The 15,496-nt window shown below is 46.1% G+C and carries 15 protein-coding genes; 2 read left to right on the forward strand and 13 right to left on the reverse strand.

Annotation, left to right across the window (positions count from 1 at the left end):
- Positions 1-203: 203 nt before the first annotated feature.
- Entirely contained in the window at positions 204-2,654 is a 2,451-nt protein-coding gene (locus tag NF418_RS07910; protein ID WP_256779127.1) for a heavy metal translocating P-type ATPase, read from the reverse strand.
- Between the two features lie 94 nt (positions 2,655-2,748).
- A complete protein-coding gene (tehB, locus tag NF418_RS07915) occupies positions 2,749-3,606 on the reverse strand; it encodes an SAM-dependent methyltransferase TehB (protein ID WP_256779128.1) in 858 nt (285 codons plus the stop codon).
- A 167-nt stretch (positions 3,607-3,773) separates the two neighbouring features.
- On the opposite strand from tehB, the gene NF418_RS07920 reads away from it, so the two are divergent.
- Entirely contained in the window at positions 3,774-4,817 is a 1,044-nt protein-coding gene (locus tag NF418_RS07920) for a zinc-binding dehydrogenase (RefSeq protein WP_256779129.1), read from the forward strand.
- Positions 4,818-4,901: 84 nt separating this feature from the next.
- Here the strand turns inward: NF418_RS07920 and smpB are convergent, their stop codons facing one another.
- From smpB to ybeY, 10 genes are all read right to left on the reverse strand, one after another.
- Positions 4,902-5,369, reverse strand: a complete 468-nt coding sequence (gene smpB, locus NF418_RS07925; protein ID WP_002935771.1) for an SsrA-binding protein SmpB — start codon at positions 5,367-5,369, stop codon at positions 4,902-4,904.
- A 2-nt stretch (positions 5,370-5,371) separates the two neighbouring features.
- Positions 5,372-7,741 (reverse strand): ribonuclease R, encoded by a 2,370-nt coding sequence (gene rnr, locus NF418_RS07930; RefSeq protein ID WP_256779130.1) that lies wholly within the window; start codon positions 7,739-7,741, stop codon positions 5,372-5,374.
- A 521-nt stretch (positions 7,742-8,262) separates the two neighbouring features.
- Positions 8,263-8,496 (reverse strand): preprotein translocase subunit SecG, encoded by a 234-nt coding sequence (gene secG, locus NF418_RS07935; RefSeq protein WP_029943597.1) that lies wholly within the window; start codon positions 8,494-8,496, stop codon positions 8,263-8,265.
- Between the two features lie 45 nt (positions 8,497-8,541).
- The gene (rpmG, locus tag NF418_RS07940; RefSeq protein ID WP_012775228.1) at positions 8,542-8,691 is read right to left on the reverse strand and encodes a 50S ribosomal protein L33; all 150 of its coding nucleotides are present in this window, start codon (positions 8,689-8,691) and stop codon (positions 8,542-8,544) included.
- Positions 8,688-9,896 carry a multidrug efflux MFS transporter gene (locus tag NF418_RS07945; RefSeq protein ID WP_256779132.1) on the reverse strand — a complete coding sequence of 403 codons (1,209 nt, stop codon included), beginning with the start codon at positions 9,894-9,896 and terminating at the stop codon, positions 8,688-8,690. Before NF418_RS07945 ends, rpmG begins: the two co-directional genes overlap by 4 nt.
- Entirely contained in the window at positions 9,883-10,485 is a 603-nt protein-coding gene (gene coaE, locus NF418_RS07950; protein WP_256779133.1) for a dephospho-CoA kinase, read from the reverse strand. The genes NF418_RS07945 and coaE overlap by 14 nt, the downstream gene beginning before the upstream one ends.
- Positions 10,478-11,305, reverse strand: coding sequence for a DNA-formamidopyrimidine glycosylase (gene mutM / locus NF418_RS07955; RefSeq protein WP_256779135.1), 828 nt, complete (start codon positions 11,303-11,305; stop codon positions 10,478-10,480). The genes coaE and mutM overlap by 8 nt, the downstream gene beginning before the upstream one ends.
- Before the next feature lie 419 nt (positions 11,306-11,724).
- Positions 11,725-12,624, reverse strand: coding sequence for a GTPase Era (gene era / locus NF418_RS07960; protein WP_002935752.1), 900 nt, complete (start codon positions 12,622-12,624; stop codon positions 11,725-11,727).
- Positions 12,625-12,640: 16 nt separating this feature from the next.
- A complete protein-coding gene (locus NF418_RS07965; protein WP_256779136.1) occupies positions 12,641-13,042 on the reverse strand; it encodes a diacylglycerol kinase family protein in 402 nt (133 codons plus the stop codon).
- Positions 13,023-13,520 (reverse strand): rRNA maturation RNase YbeY, encoded by a 498-nt coding sequence (ybeY, locus tag NF418_RS07970; protein ID WP_002935749.1) that lies wholly within the window; start codon positions 13,518-13,520, stop codon positions 13,023-13,025. The genes NF418_RS07965 and ybeY overlap by 20 nt, the downstream gene beginning before the upstream one ends.
- 103 nt (positions 13,521-13,623) lie before the next feature.
- Between ybeY and NF418_RS07975 the strand changes: the two genes are divergently transcribed.
- On the forward strand, positions 13,624-14,436 hold the full coding sequence (locus NF418_RS07975) for a MurR/RpiR family transcriptional regulator (RefSeq protein ID WP_256779137.1): 813 nt from the start codon (positions 13,624-13,626) through the stop codon (positions 14,434-14,436).
- A gap of 93 nt (positions 14,437-14,529) precedes the next feature.
- On the opposite strand, the gene NF418_RS07980 is transcribed toward NF418_RS07975, so the two are convergent.
- Entirely contained in the window at positions 14,530-15,495 is a 966-nt protein-coding gene (locus NF418_RS07980) for an alpha/beta fold hydrolase (RefSeq protein ID WP_256779138.1), read from the reverse strand.
- Position 15,496 lies beyond the last annotated feature (1 nt).

A 15,496-nucleotide genomic window follows, 5' to 3' on the forward strand; every position in this document is an offset into this window, starting at 1 on the left:
GGTTTCAGGAACTTTGAAAATTTTAAAAAACGTATTTTGATTGCTTTGAACATAAAGAAAGAGAGAACGAACTTCGTCCTCTCTAGGTGTTAGCTTTTCATCTACCCACTACAGTTGACAAAGAGCCTATATATCTCCCTTGCACTTAATATATCTATTGTAAGCGTTTATGTAAAAAAATACCAGTTTTTTGACTGATATTTTTAGTCTATTTTCACCCTTTTCAATCGCAGAGCGTTTAAGAGGACGGAGACTGAGCTCAGGCTCATAGCTGCTCCTGCTAGCATGGGATTGAGCAGGGGACCGCCAAATAAATGAAGAATCCCCATGGCAACTGGAATGCCCAATACATTGTAGGCAAAGGCCCAGAAGAGATTTTGTTTAATGGTGCGCATGGTTGCTCGGCTGAGCGTGAGGGCTCGCGGCACGTCTAACAAGTCACTCCTCATCAAGACCACATCTGCGGACTCGATAGCCACATCGGTACCAGAGCCAATGGCTAGACCCAAATCTGCCTGTGCCAAAGCAGGTGCGTCATTAATGCCGTCTCCGACCATGGCCACTCGCTTGCCTTCTGCCTGCAAGATTTGGACCTGACGGGCCTTGTCTTCTGGCAGGACATCGCTAATCACGCGGTCAATGCCGACTTCTTGTGCAATAGCCTGAGCAGTTTTCTCGTTATCGCCTGTCAGCATGACCACTTCCACTCCTTGCTGACGCAGTTTGGCGATGGCTTGACGACTGGTGGGTTTTACCGTGTCAGCTACGGCGATAAGTGCCAGAAGCTGTCCTGCTCCTGCTAGATACATAGGAGTTTTGCCTTGACTGGCTAATCGCTCTGCCTGCTGGCTGGCAAGTGTAGTATCCACACCTGCCTCCACCATTAGCTTGGCATTGCCAAAGAAAATGGTCTGCTCTGCTATTGTCACCGACAAGCCTCGACCAGCATGGGCCTGGAAGTTGGTCGTCGGCAAGAGCTCCAAATCTGCCTGCTTGGCCGCATCCAGAATGGCCTGACCCAGAGGGTGCTCTGAATTCTGCTCGCTGCTGGCTGCCAGCTGGAGTAGTTCCTGCTCTGTCCGATCCGAGAAGGAAATCAGGTCTGTCACCTGCGGCTGACCTTGGGTGATGGTGCCTGTCTTATCAAAGACCATGACCTCAATCTTGGGCAGGATTTCCAAGGCTTGACCGGACTTGAAGAGGACGCCGTTCTCCGCCCCCTTGCCCGTACCGACCATGATTGCCGTTGGGGTCGCTAGGCCCAGTGCACAAGGACAGGCGATGACCAAGACCGAAATGGTGATGGACAGAGAGAAAATCCAGGAATGTTGCCCCAAGAGCAACCAAGCTAGGCCTGAGAGGACCGCAAGCCCCATGACAATGGGCACAAAGACCGCCGACACCTGATCGGCCAGCTTGGCAATGGGGGCCTTAGAGCCCTGTGCTGCCTCAACCAACTGGATAATCTGAGCCAGACTGGTGTCCTGACCCACACGGGTTGCCTGGAAGCGAAAGGCACCGGTCTTATTGAGGGAGGCACCGACCACCTGATCTCCGACAGACTTGCTGACGGGCAGACTTTCACCTGTCAACATGGACTCATCGACAGTCGATTGCCCCTCAACTACAACACCGTCCACCGCAATTTTTTCACCCGGTCGGACGATGACAATATCACCCACAACCACATCTTCTAAGGCCACCTGCACTTCCTGTCCATTACGCAGGACCTGAGCCGTCTTGGGTGCCAAGTCCATGAGGTGCTTAATGGCCTCTGACGTTCTCCCCTTGGACACGGCCTCCAGATACTTGCCTAGGGTAATCAGAGTCAAGATAACCGCCCCCGACTCGAAGTAGAGCTCTGGGTGCCCACCATGGGACATCACTACCTCGTCTTGGGCGATTAAGGCAATCATGATAAGGCCTTGGGCAATAGCAGAGCTGGTACCAATGGCAATCAGGGAGTCCATATTGGGATGACCTGCTAGCAGGGTCTGAAAGCCCTTGGTAAAGAAGCTTCTTCCAAGATAAACCACTGGTAAAATCAGGATAAACTGAGCCAAGGCAAACACCATAGGTTCATGTAACCACTGGGGCAGGGGCAAGTTAACCATGGGACCCATAGCAATATAAAGTAAGGGGAGGGTGAAAACTACTGACCAGATAAAACGAGTCCAGAGGCTGGCAATTTTCTCATCCTGCCTGTCTGCCACCTTTTCCTGACTCTTTACTTCTGGCTTGATAGCCTTGTAGCCAGCCTGCTCAACAGCAGACAAAATTGCAGCCGCATTCAAGCGGTCCTTGTCATAGGTGATACTGGCCTTTTCTGTCGCAAGATTAACAGCCACTTCTTCTACACCAGCCAGTTTCCCTAGCGCCTTTTCTATCGTCATAGCACAGGAAGCACAGGTCATGCCTTCAATGGCATAGGTTTCTGTGATAAGATTGCGAACCAAACCATAACCTGCCTTTTCAACTGCTTGAGCAATGTCGCTCAGGCTCAAGACATTTTCATCAAAACTGACACTCAATTTTTCAGTTGCCAGATTGACGCTGGCTTCTTCTACTCCTTCCAATTTCCCGATAGCTTTCTCCACTGTCAGAGCACAAGAGGCACAGGTCATGCCTGCTATACGAATACTTTCTTTTTGCATGATAACACTCCTTTTGACTACGTTTGTAATCATATTATACAAAACCTGACTACATTTGTAAACGAATTTGTTTTGAAAAAAGAGAGATTGCCCTCTACTTCTTTCTTGCTAACATGGTCGCAAATCGCATCTTAAGGAAATTACCATTCTCATCACGCTTATGAAGTTGACCAAAATCTTCATTGTACTTGACCAATTCCCAGTCACGATAGTATTCCTTCAACTCCCCTGCTCCAAAGGTAAAGGAGAAATTCATAGGACAAGGGGCATCTTCCGTATCCATGGCTGCTACAATTAAGTTATAACCACTCGGTCTTGTTCGTTCCTGCATATTTTGGATAATGGCGGGTACACGGTCACGCTCCAAGAACATGAAGACCACAGTTGAGATAATCCAGTTGTAGTCCTGCTCCAGACTGGCTGAGTTGATGTCATAGGTCCCAGCCTGCAAATCCAAATCTTCAGCTTCCTTGACCTGCAGAAGTGTCTGGATACTCGGCACATGCTTATCAACTGCCGTCACCTCAAAACCCTGCTGAGCCAAGTAAAGACTGTTACGACCATGACCGCAACCCAAGTCCAAGACCTTACAAGGCTCGATGATTTTCAAGGCCTCCAAGACCTCCGAATGCGTCCGTGTGTAGTCGTACTTTTTGGCAAAATAGTCTTCTGGTTGACAGAAAAATTCCAAGAAAAACTCCGTATCTTCTGTCAACAGGGTCACCCTATGCCAAGCCTGTGGCTCAACAAAGGGAATCTCATCTGTTGGACCATAGACAAATTCTCCCAAAATCTCATTGTCATCAGAAATCGGCTCAAACTTGAGCTGGCCCTTCAAGACCTTGATTTTGGCCCAAGTACCTACCTTGGTATTGTGCTTGGTCAAAAAGTGCTGGGGAACCGTCTCCTGATTCCAAATAGGCATGCGTTTGTAAGGAACTAAAACTGTCATTATCTCTCCTTTTCGTCTACAAAACTTAAAACGTGTTTCTAGTCTATCACAAAGAAAATTGGAATTCAAATTGATTTTTTTCTTGACTTAAAGTGAACTCCAAGGTGTATAATATTTTATATCAATCAGAAAGGACATTTCCTTGTAAATGTAAGTGTATAGTAAATATGAAAGCAGCAATATATGAAAAATCCGGCAAGATGACCCTTGCAGAAATCGAAAAACCAAGACTTCAAGCCAAAGATGATGTCATTATCAAGGTCGTTCGTGCCTGTGTCTGTGGGTCGGACCTTTGGCGTTATGATGAAAATGTACCACATGAACATGGTGACACCAACTCTGGTCATGAGGCAATCGGGATTGTAGAGGAAGTCGGTGAGGACATCACCACCCTTATTCCTGGTGATTTCGTAATTGTACCCTTTACACACGGTTGCGGACACTGTGATGCCTGCCGTGCTGGTTTCGACGGTACCTGTGACAACCACCCTGGTGCACAAAACTTTGGTAATAATTACCAGTCACAATACATCCGTTTCCACTACGGGAATTGGGCCTTGATTAAGGTGCCTGGTCAGCCGATTGATTATTCAGAAGGGATGATTAAATCCCTCTTGACCTTGGCAGATGTCATGCCAACTGGCTACCACGCAGCTCGAGTAGCAGATGTCAAACCTGGCGATAAGGTGGTTGTCATCGGTGACGGAGCAGTGGGACAATGTGCTGTCATTGCTGCAAAAATGCGCGGAGCTTCTCAGATTGTCATGATGAGCCGCCATGCAGACCGCCAGCAAATGGCTCTGGAATCAGGGGCTACTGCCATCGTAGCAGAACGGGGCGAGGAAGGCATTGCCAAGGTCCGTGAAATCCTAGGTGGCGGAGCGGATGCCGCCCTCGAATGTGTCGGAACAGAAGCTTCTATTGACCAAGCCATCGGCGTCCTTCACAATGGTGGTCGAATCGGCTTTGTCGGTGTGCCACACTACAACAACCATGCCCTTGGCTCAACCTTTGCTCAAAATATCATTATCGGTGGTGGCTCTGCTTCTGTCACAACCTATGATAAGGAAATTTTGCTCGATGCTGTTCTCAAAGGCGACATCAACCCAGGTCGAGTTTTCACCCAAACTTACAGCCTAGACAATATTGACCAAGCCTACAAAGACATGGCCAACCGTAAAACCATTAAAGCAATGGTGACGGTGGATTAAGATAAATAATAAGCCCCAGATAGTCTCGAAACTGCCTGGGGTATTTGTTTTCCTATCACAAAAAAGACCAGGATTTCTCCCAGTCTATCGACTATTGATAGCCTTCATGGTTCGTTTGATGTCACGGTCTTGCTCACGGCGTTTGATGGACTCTCGTTTGTCGTAGTCGTGCTTCCCTTTGGCAAGCCCAATCAAGACCTTGGCAAAGCCGTCCTTGATATAGACCTTGAGGGGCACCAGAGTCATCCCTGTCCCTTTGACCTCATTGCCCAGAGATTCGATCTGCTTCTTCCGCAAGAGCAACTTGCGGGTCCGCGTTGGCTCCTGGTTCCAGATATTGCCCTCATCATAGGGAGCGATATGAACATTGACCAACCAAGCCTCGCCCTGCTTGATTTGGGCAAAGCCATCCTTAAGGTTAATCCGCCCCGCACGAATAGACTTAATCTCCGTCCCCGTCAGGACCATCCCCGCCTCCACTGTATCGACAATGGTATAGTCGTGGCGGGCTTTTTTATTCTGTGCAATCACATTGCCCTCACCCTTGGCCATGCCTATCTCCTTTTCTTCTTGTTCTTTTTAGCCATTTCTTTGTAAAATAGTTTCTTTTTCTTGTCTTTTTTGCCACTTTTTGACTTGTGGTCTTTTCCAGACTTGTGATGTTTGCTGTCGCGACCAGCGGCTTCTTGTTTGTGGTGCTTGCCCCGTCCTCGCCCTGACCGATCATCACGGTCACGGTTGGAGTGACTAGCAGTTCTCCTCTTGGCTTTCAGAGCTTTTTCCACAATATCCAGCTCGGACGGCACGTGGGCAAAATCAATCTCCCCTGTCATCTTGTCCGCCCGCGTTAGCTTGATACGAATTGGCTGACCAACACGGAAGACCCGACCAGATTTCTCACCCTGCAAGGTCAGAGTTCGCTCGTGGAACTGGTAGTATTCGTTGAGGTTGGTGATGTGGATCAGACCTTCAACCGTATTTGGTAACTCGACAAAAAGACCAAACTTGACTACGCTAGACACGACACCATCAAACTCTTGCCCGACAAATTCTTGCATGAACTCTGCCTTCTTCATGGCTTCGACTTCCCGCTCTGCCTCAATGGCACGGCGTTCTAAACTGGACGAAGACTTGGCAAGCTCAGGTATAACCTGCTCAAAATGCTCTGCTTTTTCCGCAGGATTGTGACCATAGTCCCGCACCATGCGGTGAACCAGCAAATCGGGATAACGGCGGATAGGGCTGGTGAAATGGGTGTAGAACTCTGCACCCAGACCGTAGTGGCCGTGGTTGTGCTCCGAGTAGCGTGCCTGCTGCATAGAACGCAGCAACATCATGTTGAGGACATCCGCATAGGGTTCATCCTTGACCCGCTCCATGAGATCCTGAAGGGCGTCCTGGCTGATAGAGCTGGCCGTTCCATAGACCGTCAGACCAAAGCTGGTCGCATAGTCGATGAACTTCTGTAACTTGTCTGACTTGGGCTCCTCGTGGATACGATAGATGAAAGGCAGGTCCAACTTAGCAAAATGCTCAGCAACGCACTCGTTGGCAGCCAGCATGAAGGACTCAATCATCCGCTCGGCAATACCTCGCTGGCGCAGTTGAATATCGACTGGCAGACCATCCTTGTTGACGATGATTTTGGCTTCAGCTGTATCAAAGTTGAGAGCCCCACGCTTATAGCGCATGGCTTCTAGCGTCTCATGGAGTTTGACCATGAGCTCAACACTTGGCACGATTGCCTTGTATTTGTCCAGCTTTTCCTTGTTACCTGCAATCATGTCATTGACATCGGAATAGGTCATGCGGAAGGTGGTTTTGATGACCGTCTGGCCAATCCAGTGCTTGACTACCTTGCCCTTGCGGTCAATTTCCATAATAGCCGACTGGGTCAGGCGATCCACATTTGGATTAAGGGAACAGATACCGTTTGACAGGCGTTCTGGCAGCATTGGTACCACACGATCGGTCACATAGACAGAAGTCCCACGCTTGACAGCTTCCTGGTCCAAGGCTGAGCCTTCCGTCACATAGTAGCTGACATCGGCGATATGGACACCCAGTTCCAGATTGCCGTTCTTGAGCTGCTTGATATGAACCGCATCATCCAAGTCCTTGGCATCTGCACCGTCGATAGTAAAGATGATCTCATCTCGCAGGTCCAAGCGTCCTTCAAAGTCTTTCTCAGACGGACTTTCTGGTACACGATTAGCCTCTGCCAAGACTTCATCAGGGAATTCCGACACGATGTCCATGGATTCCAAAACTTCCAAGACATCGATTCCCACATCGTCCTTGTGGCCCACTACGTCCCGAATGGTCGCAACAAAGTGGTCCCGTTTCTTATTGGGATAAGCTTCGATATCAACTTTTAGGATTTCCGTTCCGGTCAATACCAGAGGTGACTTCTTGATATAAATCTTCTGAGCGATTTTCTGGTTTTTAGACTTGATGTAGCCTGCATATTCTGGCTTGTCTTCGTCAAAAACAATTAAGCCCACCGCTGTTTTCAGGCTATGTTCCAAAATATCAATGACTTCCGCTTCCGCAGCTGTCCCCTTGAGTCTGTCCGCCACTTTCTTAATGGCCACTTCCACTCGGTCACCTTCGATAGCAAAGTTAACATCGTCACGGCTGACAAAGAGGTCATCTTCTTCTTCATCAACGGTCACAAAGCCAAAACCTGACTTGTGGGCACGAAAAATACCCTGTAAGGTTACCTTGTTTTTGGACACTTTTGGAACTGGCAGAGCAATTCGACCCGCATTGTCAAAGACAATCTGACGGCTACCTTCCATGCTAGAAACCAGCTTGACCAAGTCTGTAAAGCTCTTAGCAGAACTGGCTCCAAACTGATCTGCCAGCTGATCCATGGTCACAGGACCAACTTCTTTAATATAGTTAATAATATCGTTTTTCATTTTAATGTTTACCAAGATGCTGAGCTCAAGCCTAGCACCGCTCCTCAAAGTTAGTGTCAATATCTCAGCGCAGTGGTTGATTGGCTTTAACAGTCCAGTGGACTGTTAAAGGTTGGAGATAAGATTTGCGAAGTAAATCTCAGCAATTCGTATTTTACACTCCAAATCTGACCATTACGGCTGTTGCGAACAAAGTTCGCTCTATTTCCAACCTCAAAAGGTTCACCGAACCTTTTGAGCTGTGCGGAGGTGGGAGTGAAACAGTCTGGGGATAGACTGTTTCAGCTCAACAACTGGAAACAAGGACTTGTTGTCGAACTCTTCTATGAATGGTAGAGTTCTTTCCCACTCCCATTTCTCTTAATGTTGCTTAGTTTTTCTTTTATTAGTTAGACAAGAGAAGAAACTGCATGTCTGCATTTCCCAATTTCAACTTTCAACCGTCGCCACTATTTTTACATTTCACAGTTCTGGCCTACTCCTAAAAAAATAGACCAAGAACTAGTCCCAGTCTGATTTATCTATTTACTTGAAATGATAACAAGTGCTAGCGCATCCAACATCCATAGGAAAATCAGAATAGCCGTAATACGTTGCATCACAGCCTCAAAACCACGCGCCTTAGTACGCTCAAACAAGGCTCCGCTCGTTGAATCAAAGACGTTGCTAGATTGGTTCTTAGCTGGTTGGATAAAAATCACCGCAATCAAAATAACAGATAAAATCAAAAGAATGGTTAATAATAGTTGATACATATGATTTCACTTTCTACAATAACTTAGCATATTATACCACAAAACCTATTTGGTTTCAAGGTGAAGGGTTACTTTTCTCTCTTTTGGACAGTATTTCAAAACCTCAATCTTATCTGGATGGGTCTTGGCATTCTTACTGGTCAGATAGTTTTTACTCCCACATTCTGAACACTGCAAATTGATTTTAACTCTCACGAAACATCCCTTACTTTCAAGTAATTTCTAAAATTGGTCAAGGACCAGAGTAAATTGAACAAGACCAGACCACTAGATAAGTAAAATACCCAGTCATAGCCCAGTTGAGCAGCCACCGCTGACCCCATCATTGGCCCCACAACAGAACCAAGATTATTAAATAGTTGGTTATAGGAAAAGATTCTAGAAATACCTTCCTTGGGCGTCAGCTTGGTCAAGAGCGAATTGACAGACGGCAATAGGGCTCCTGTTCCAAAGCCATATAGGAAACGTAAAAGTCCAAGCTGAAAAGGATTTTGAGCAAATACACAAAGAACATTGATGATCAGGCTATAGGTCAAAGCCATCAATAAGAGCCTATGATTACCAAATCTATCCCCTAATTTCCCCAGATAGCCAGAAGTCACTAATGAGGCCATTCCAGGCAGGGAAATGATAAAACCAGCAACAAAGAGCAGGTTGTCCGTCTGACCCAGATGCCGTACATAAAGAGTCAAAATCGGCACCACTGCCTGAGCAGCCGCAATGATAATCATGGAAGTTATAAATAGCCCTACCAACATCTGCTTGTCCTTGACCTGACCAAAGACCTCTTGAACGGACATAGCATCACCTTTTTTGACAGGGACAAAATCTTCACGAATATAGAATACTGTCAGTACAACCACCAGAGCATAGAGCAGACCAACCAGCAGAAAGACATTGTGGACACCAACCATCTCCGCCAGAATACCGCCTAGCGTTGGCCCAATCAAGTTTCCCGCTACTGCCCCTGTTGACAAGGTCCCCAGAGCATAGCCTGTTTTGTCCTTTGGCACCTGACTAGCAATCAAGGCCGTCGCATTGGGAATGTAACCTGTAAAGACACCGTTCAAGACCCGCAAGACTATCAACCAAAAGACATTAGGCACAAAGGCCATTCCTCCCATGGTAAAAATCATGGCAAAAGCCGCCCGCACCATCATGGGCTTGCGACCGTAGCGGTCTGCCAAACTGCCCCAGATAGGAGCCATCACTGCCGCCGCAAAGGCATTGGCCGAAACCGCCAAGCCAGCATAGTATTCCACCTGACCAGCTCCCACTCCCAGCTCCTCCACGAAGACCGAGATAAAGGGCATGACCAAGGTAAAACTAGCTCCAGCTAAAAAATTCCCTAGCCAAGCCACCTTCAGATTCTGCTGCCAATATCGACTACCGTCGTCCATCCTTCATTTCCTCCAAACCTTTGGCCACCTGCATCAAGGTTGCCTCTACTGCTCCCCTATTATCAATCACCACTTGGGCTTTGCCCCGTTTTTCCTCTAAAGAAAGCTGAGCAGCCAGACGATTTTCTGCATCTTGAACAGATAAACTATTGCGTTTCATGAGCCGTTCCAACTGCTGCGCTCTATCGACATAAACCAGCCAGACTTCATCTACTTCCCCGCTATAATCCGCCTCGTAGAGCAGGGGAATATCCATGAAAACAACTTGCTCCGTCTGCTTAAGGGCATCCCTTCTGTTTAACAGCTCCTGCCTGATAATTTGGTCCTGCAGGTCAGACAGGCGAGCCCGCAATTTACTATCCGCAAAAACAGCCTGCCCCAGCTTGACCCTGTCTAAATTTCCATCTGCCGACAAGATGTCTTGACCAAACTCTTTCAGCAAAACCTGATAGAGCTTACCACCCTTAGCCTGCAATTCATGGACAACCGCATCCGCATCAATGACTGGATAGCCTTGTTCTCTCAGAAAAGCTGTAACGGTTGATTTTCCAGAGGCAATGCCCCCTGTTAGACCGATAACTTTAGCCATTTTTCACCTGACACTTGGGACAGAAATGTGTCCCCCGTCCGCCCAACTGGATTTTGACAATCTCCGTCTGGCAACGGGGACAGGCCTGTCCTGTCTTTCCGTAAACTTGTAAATAATCCTGCATGGTCCCATCCATGCCCAAGGCATTTTTATAGGTCCGAATGGTTGAGCCACCTTTTTCGATTCCCAGTTGTAAAACTGCTATGGTGGCTTGACGGAGGCTAGTTACCTGCTCTGCTGCTAACTGACAACTGACTTGAGCAGGGTGGACTTGAGCTCTGAACAAGACTTCATCGACATATATATTGCCCAAACCAGCCACTAAGGACTGGTCCAAGAGATGAGCTTTTATGGGCTTTTTCGACTTGGCTAACTTGACTGCAAATTCTTTTAAGTCAAAATCCGCCTCCGTCGGCTCAGGACCAATTTTTCGACTGATAAAATAGGCATCCACATCTGCCTTGCCCAGCAGTTCCATTGTGCCAAACTTGCGGACATCCTGATAAACCAAGATTGAATCGTCCGTAAAGGTGAAAAAGGCATGAAAATGCTTGTTAGCAGGCACCTGATCAGGAAAGAAATTGTACTTACCTTCCATCCGCAAGTGGGAAATAAGGACATGATCCGTCAGGTAAATCAAGAGATACTTACCCCGACGAGCCACATCTAAAATCTCCTGACCAAGCAAGTCCTGACAGAACTCATCCACACCAGTCTTAATCATGGGAGCATATGTCACCTCCACCTCGGCGATGACCTTTCCCTTTACCAATCGATTCAAACCTCGACGAACCGTCTCAACTTCAGGCAATTCGGGCAATGTACGATACCAAGAGCGTAAAAAGCGACTGAAAATTAGGAGAGCGACGCTGTGTGGCTTGCATACAAGGAGCTCTATCTATTTTCCGAGCTTTTAGCTCGGGTTCAAGTACGCAAACACTCGTCCTTTCTAACAAAATTACAAAGCAAATAAGTACCTGACCAACGGTGCAGTGGCACCTAGGTCTCGATTAAGATTTTCACATTGGCCTAGGCGAGTTCAAGGAAACACCTAATCGGCTTTCCTATCTTATTTACTAATTTAAAGATTTCTCTATAACGCAGTAAAAGCCTTTCGGCTTTTCTGCTAACTATTTCTAGGTGACCAGCTGAAACAGTCTATTCCAGACTGTTTCACTCCCCGAACCTTCCTCGCTTTCCCATTTTCAAGCTCGGGTTAAAAACGTCCCCCGGACGTTTTTAATACTCTTTCTCATTATAACCAAAATCGGCGAGGTCGAGTTTTTTGTCACGCCAGTTTTTCTTGACCTTGACCCAGGTTTCGAGGAAGACTTTGTCGCCCAACATCAATTCGATATCGCGACGGGCCATGGAGCCAATTTTCTTGAGCATAGCCCCTTGCTTGCCGATGATGATGCCTTTCTGGCTATCACGCTCTACCATAATCGTCGCTCGGATATGGACCTTGTCGGTAAATTCATCACGTTTCATGGACTCGATGACAACGGCCACAGAGTGCGGAATTTCCTCACGAGTCAGGTGTAGAACCTTCTCCCGAATCATCTCAGATACCAAGAAACGTTCTGGGTGGTCAGTGATTTGGTCCGCAGGGAAATATTGGAAACCTTCGTCCAGATTTTCCTTGAGAATTTCCATGAGGCGATTGACATTGTTCCCTTGGGTAGCAGAAATAGGCACAATTTCCTTGAAGTCCATCTGTTGACGGAAATCATCAATCTGTTCCAAAAGTTGGTCTGGATGAACCTTATCAATCTTGTTAACAACGAGAATAACTGGAACCTTGGCTTGTTTGAGGCGTTCCATAATCATGTCGTCACCCTTGCCTCGTTTTTCATCGGCTGGCACCATAAAGAGGACCGTATCCACTTCACGAAGGGTGCTATAAGCAGACTCCACCATGAAATCCCCCAAAGCCGTCTTAGGCTTGTGGATTCCTGGTGTGTCAATGAAGACAATCTGCTCTTCTTCTGTCGTATAAATTCCCATAATCTTGTTACGGGTTGTTTGAGCCTTATCGCTCATAATGGCAATTTTTTGCCCCATTACATAGTTGAGAAAGGTTGATTTCCCAACGTTTGGACGACCTAAAATCGCCACAAAACCTGACTTAAATGTCATGTATTCTCCTTATATTCTAAAAAATAAAGTCCCAAATTTTCGGCACAAAGATAATCAAACCTGTCAACAAGGCAAATCCTGACACAAACAAGACTGCCCCTGCTGCCATATCTTTTGCATTCTTTGCCAACATGGAAAAATGATAGTCTGACGCCAAATCCACCACATTCTCAATAGCCGAATTCACAATTTCAAAAGCGATAACCAGACTGATGCTAAGCAAGAGGAAGAGCCATTCTGTCACAGATACTTGGAAAATCAATCCCGCAAGTACAACTAGGACAGCTGATGCCAGGTGCTTCTTCATATTGCGTTCTTCCTTGAAAGCCGTCACTAAACCTGTTACTGCAAATTCTAGACTAGCAATCAGTTCTCGGTTCTTCCAGCGATTTTTTGAATTATTCTCTTGTAAGTCCATAGGCCGTCAAAATTTCTTCTTGTAAACCAAACATTTCTGCCTCTTCTTCTGGCGTATAATGATCATAGCCATTAATATGCAGAAAACCGTGTACAGCTAAAAAGCCCATTTCGCGCTCGTAGCTGTGTCCGTAATCTTCAGCTTGCTCACGCGCTTTATCGATAGAAATATACAATTCACCAATATAGGCATCGAAATCTTCCATCATCTCAGCCAATTCAGGATTGTCCAGTAAGTCTTCCTCATCAAAAACAATCTCCGACTCTGGCTTATACTCTAGACTAACGACATCTGTAGGACGGTCGATGCCTCGGTACTCCAAGTTAACCTCATGGACACGTTTATTATCCACAAAGGTCACAGCCATTTCCTTATTTTGCTTGCCAATTTTTTCGGCAGCAAACTGGAGCAATTCCGTAATCTGCTCCTGCATTTGAGCAGAAACCTGCCCTGTTTCATCAATCATTTCAATATACATCTTCTTACACCCCTCTATGTTACTCCTATTATAACATATTTGACTAGAAAGCCAATTTTTTATGATATAATAAAAATAGACCATATTATTACAGGAAGTAAGCATGCTAGTAAGTGAAAAAAATATTTCATCTATCATTGAGTCAAAACTTGATCAAATGACAAAATTAGAAAAGGAAATTGCAACTTATTTTACGAATTTAGACCCCTCAAGTGCAGACCTAAGATTGGAGTCTACCGTCACCCATCTTCATATTTCCCCATCTGCCCTGACTCGTTTTGCCAAAAAATGTGGCTTCTCTGGCTACCGTGAATTTGTCTTCGCTTTTCAAAATAATCAAGAATATGTCAATAAACACTTTGAGAGAGTACAAAACAACCTCACCAAAAAAGTATTGCTAGATTACGAGCAGATTATTCAGTCGACTAATAGTCTGATTGATGAGCAAAAATTAGAAGACGTTGCCAAGATGATTGATAAGAGCAAACGGGTCTACTTTTATGGTATTGGCAGCTCTGGTCTGGTCGCCATGGAAATCAAGTCCCGTTTTATGCGATTGGGTGTAGTTTGTGATGCCATTACTGACAAAAATAATATTATCTGGACAACCAATATCTTGGACAGCCATTGCTTAGTAATCGGACTCAGTTTATCCGGTCAGACCAAAGAAGTCATGGAACACCTAGCCATAGCTTCTGAAAAAGGCGTTCCCACTGTGTTATTAACTACAAAACCATCACAGCCATTACCTCTACAACAAGTGATTCCTGTCGCTTCTGTCCATCAGATTAACCATGGAAATCGCATTTCACCTCAAATACCCCTCCTCATCATGCTGGACATCATTTATTCCTACTTCCAATCAATTGATAAGGAACGGAAGGAAAATATTTTCAAACAATCTTTACGGGAATGATGCCTGCTCCCAAATAGAATCAAATACCCAAGGAAGACAAAACGAACAGAGATTGATTTTTCAATATCAATCTCTGTCCGTTTTTTTTATTACTTATTGAAAAAATGTGCTACCCACTAAATAATCAAAAATATAGTCATTAACTTTCACATGCATGGCATCATGACCATAGTCCGGCATGATTTTCATTTCTCTTGGACCTGCGAGTCGGTTGTAAATGGCAAATTGAGTAGAAGGTGGACAGACACTATCCTCCAAGCCTGTCACCATAGCAACAGGACAGGTAATCAAATGAGCCAGGTTTTTCACATCGATATAAGACAAGGTCTGTAAAACCGCATCTTCTGTCTCGTGAAATGGATCAGAAAACTTGAAATATCGGAAGAGTTCATCATAGGCCTCGCTAGTGTTTCCTAGTTCCAGCACCCGTTTAAAGTCAGAAAGGAATGGGTAGATAGCCACCGTTTTTCCAATCCGTGGATTGAGAGCTGCCGAAACTAGTGCCAAGGCTCCGCCTTGAGATCCTCCATAAGAAACCAGACGCTTCTTGTCTACAAAGTCAAGGCTGGCAATAATTTCCACCAGTTGATAGACATCCAAGTAAACATCCTTGTAAAAGAGGTGGTCGGGACCCTGCAACATACCACGAATAACCTGGCCTTTGACAGTCATCCCATCAAAGCGACCGTGGTCTTGAGAATGCCCCGCCTGGCCTCGAACATCCATAGCAACAACACCAAATCCCGCTGCGACAAACTTAAGTAACTCTGTCCAATCAGGACCTTGTCCTTGGTAACCATGGAAGTAAAAGAGGACAGGAACCGGCTGTTCAGATTTGGGAAAGAGGCATTTAGCAAATACCTTGGAACCATTGGTCCCTTCAAACCACAAGCTAGAACAAGTTACCTGGTCTAGGCCACACTCCTTGTCCACAAATTGATGAACAGGCAAGCCTTCTAGCTTATCTTTTTCAGCCTGCCAAAATTGATCAAAGTCTTCTGGTATCTCATGACGACCTCGGTAGTCCTGCATCTCCTGCAGGGACATTGTATCAATCATA

Origin of the sequence: Streptococcus suis, from assembly GCF_024509555.1 — a bacterium.
GTDB classification, from domain to species: domain Bacteria; phylum Bacillota; class Bacilli; order Lactobacillales; family Streptococcaceae; genus Streptococcus; species Streptococcus suis_AD.

Excerpts from the sequence above, each read along its gene's own strand:
- NF418_RS07910 (WP_256779127.1), bottom strand. The coding sequence starts at position 2,654 with ATGCAAAAAGAAAGTATTCGTATAGCAGGCATGACCTGTGCCTCTTGT.
- tehB (WP_256779128.1), bottom strand. The coding sequence starts at position 3,606 with ATGACAGTTTTAGTTCCTTACAAACGCATGCCTATTTGGAATCAGGAG.
- NF418_RS07920 (WP_256779129.1), top strand. The coding sequence starts at position 3,774 with ATGAAAGCAGCAATATATGAAAAATCCGGCAAGATGACCCTTGCAGAA.
- smpB (WP_002935771.1), bottom strand. The coding sequence starts at position 5,369 with ATGGCCAAGGGTGAGGGCAATGTGATTGCACAGAATAAAAAAGCCCGC.
- rnr (WP_256779130.1), bottom strand. The coding sequence starts at position 7,741 with ATGAAAAACGATATTATTAACTATATTAAAGAAGTTGGTCCTGTGACC.
- secG (WP_029943597.1), bottom strand. The coding sequence starts at position 8,496 with ATGTATCAACTATTATTAACCATTCTTTTGATTTTATCTGTTATTTTG.
- NF418_RS07945 (WP_256779132.1), bottom strand. The coding sequence starts at position 9,896 with ATGGACGACGGTAGTCGATATTGGCAGCAGAATCTGAAGGTGGCTTGG.
- coaE (WP_256779133.1), bottom strand. The coding sequence starts at position 10,485 with ATGGCTAAAGTTATCGGTCTAACAGGGGGCATTGCCTCTGGAAAATCA.
- era (WP_002935752.1), bottom strand. The coding sequence starts at position 12,624 with ATGACATTTAAGTCAGGTTTTGTGGCGATTTTAGGTCGTCCAAACGTT.
- NF418_RS07965 (WP_256779136.1), bottom strand. The coding sequence starts at position 13,042 with ATGGACTTACAAGAGAATAATTCAAAAAATCGCTGGAAGAACCGAGAA.
- ybeY (WP_002935749.1), bottom strand. The coding sequence starts at position 13,520 with ATGTATATTGAAATGATTGATGAAACAGGGCAGGTTTCTGCTCAAATG.
- NF418_RS07975 (WP_256779137.1), top strand. The coding sequence starts at position 13,624 with ATGCTAGTAAGTGAAAAAAATATTTCATCTATCATTGAGTCAAAACTT.
- NF418_RS07980 (WP_256779138.1), bottom strand. The coding sequence starts at position 15,495 with ATGATTGATACAATGTCCCTGCAGGAGATGCAGGACTACCGAGGTCGT.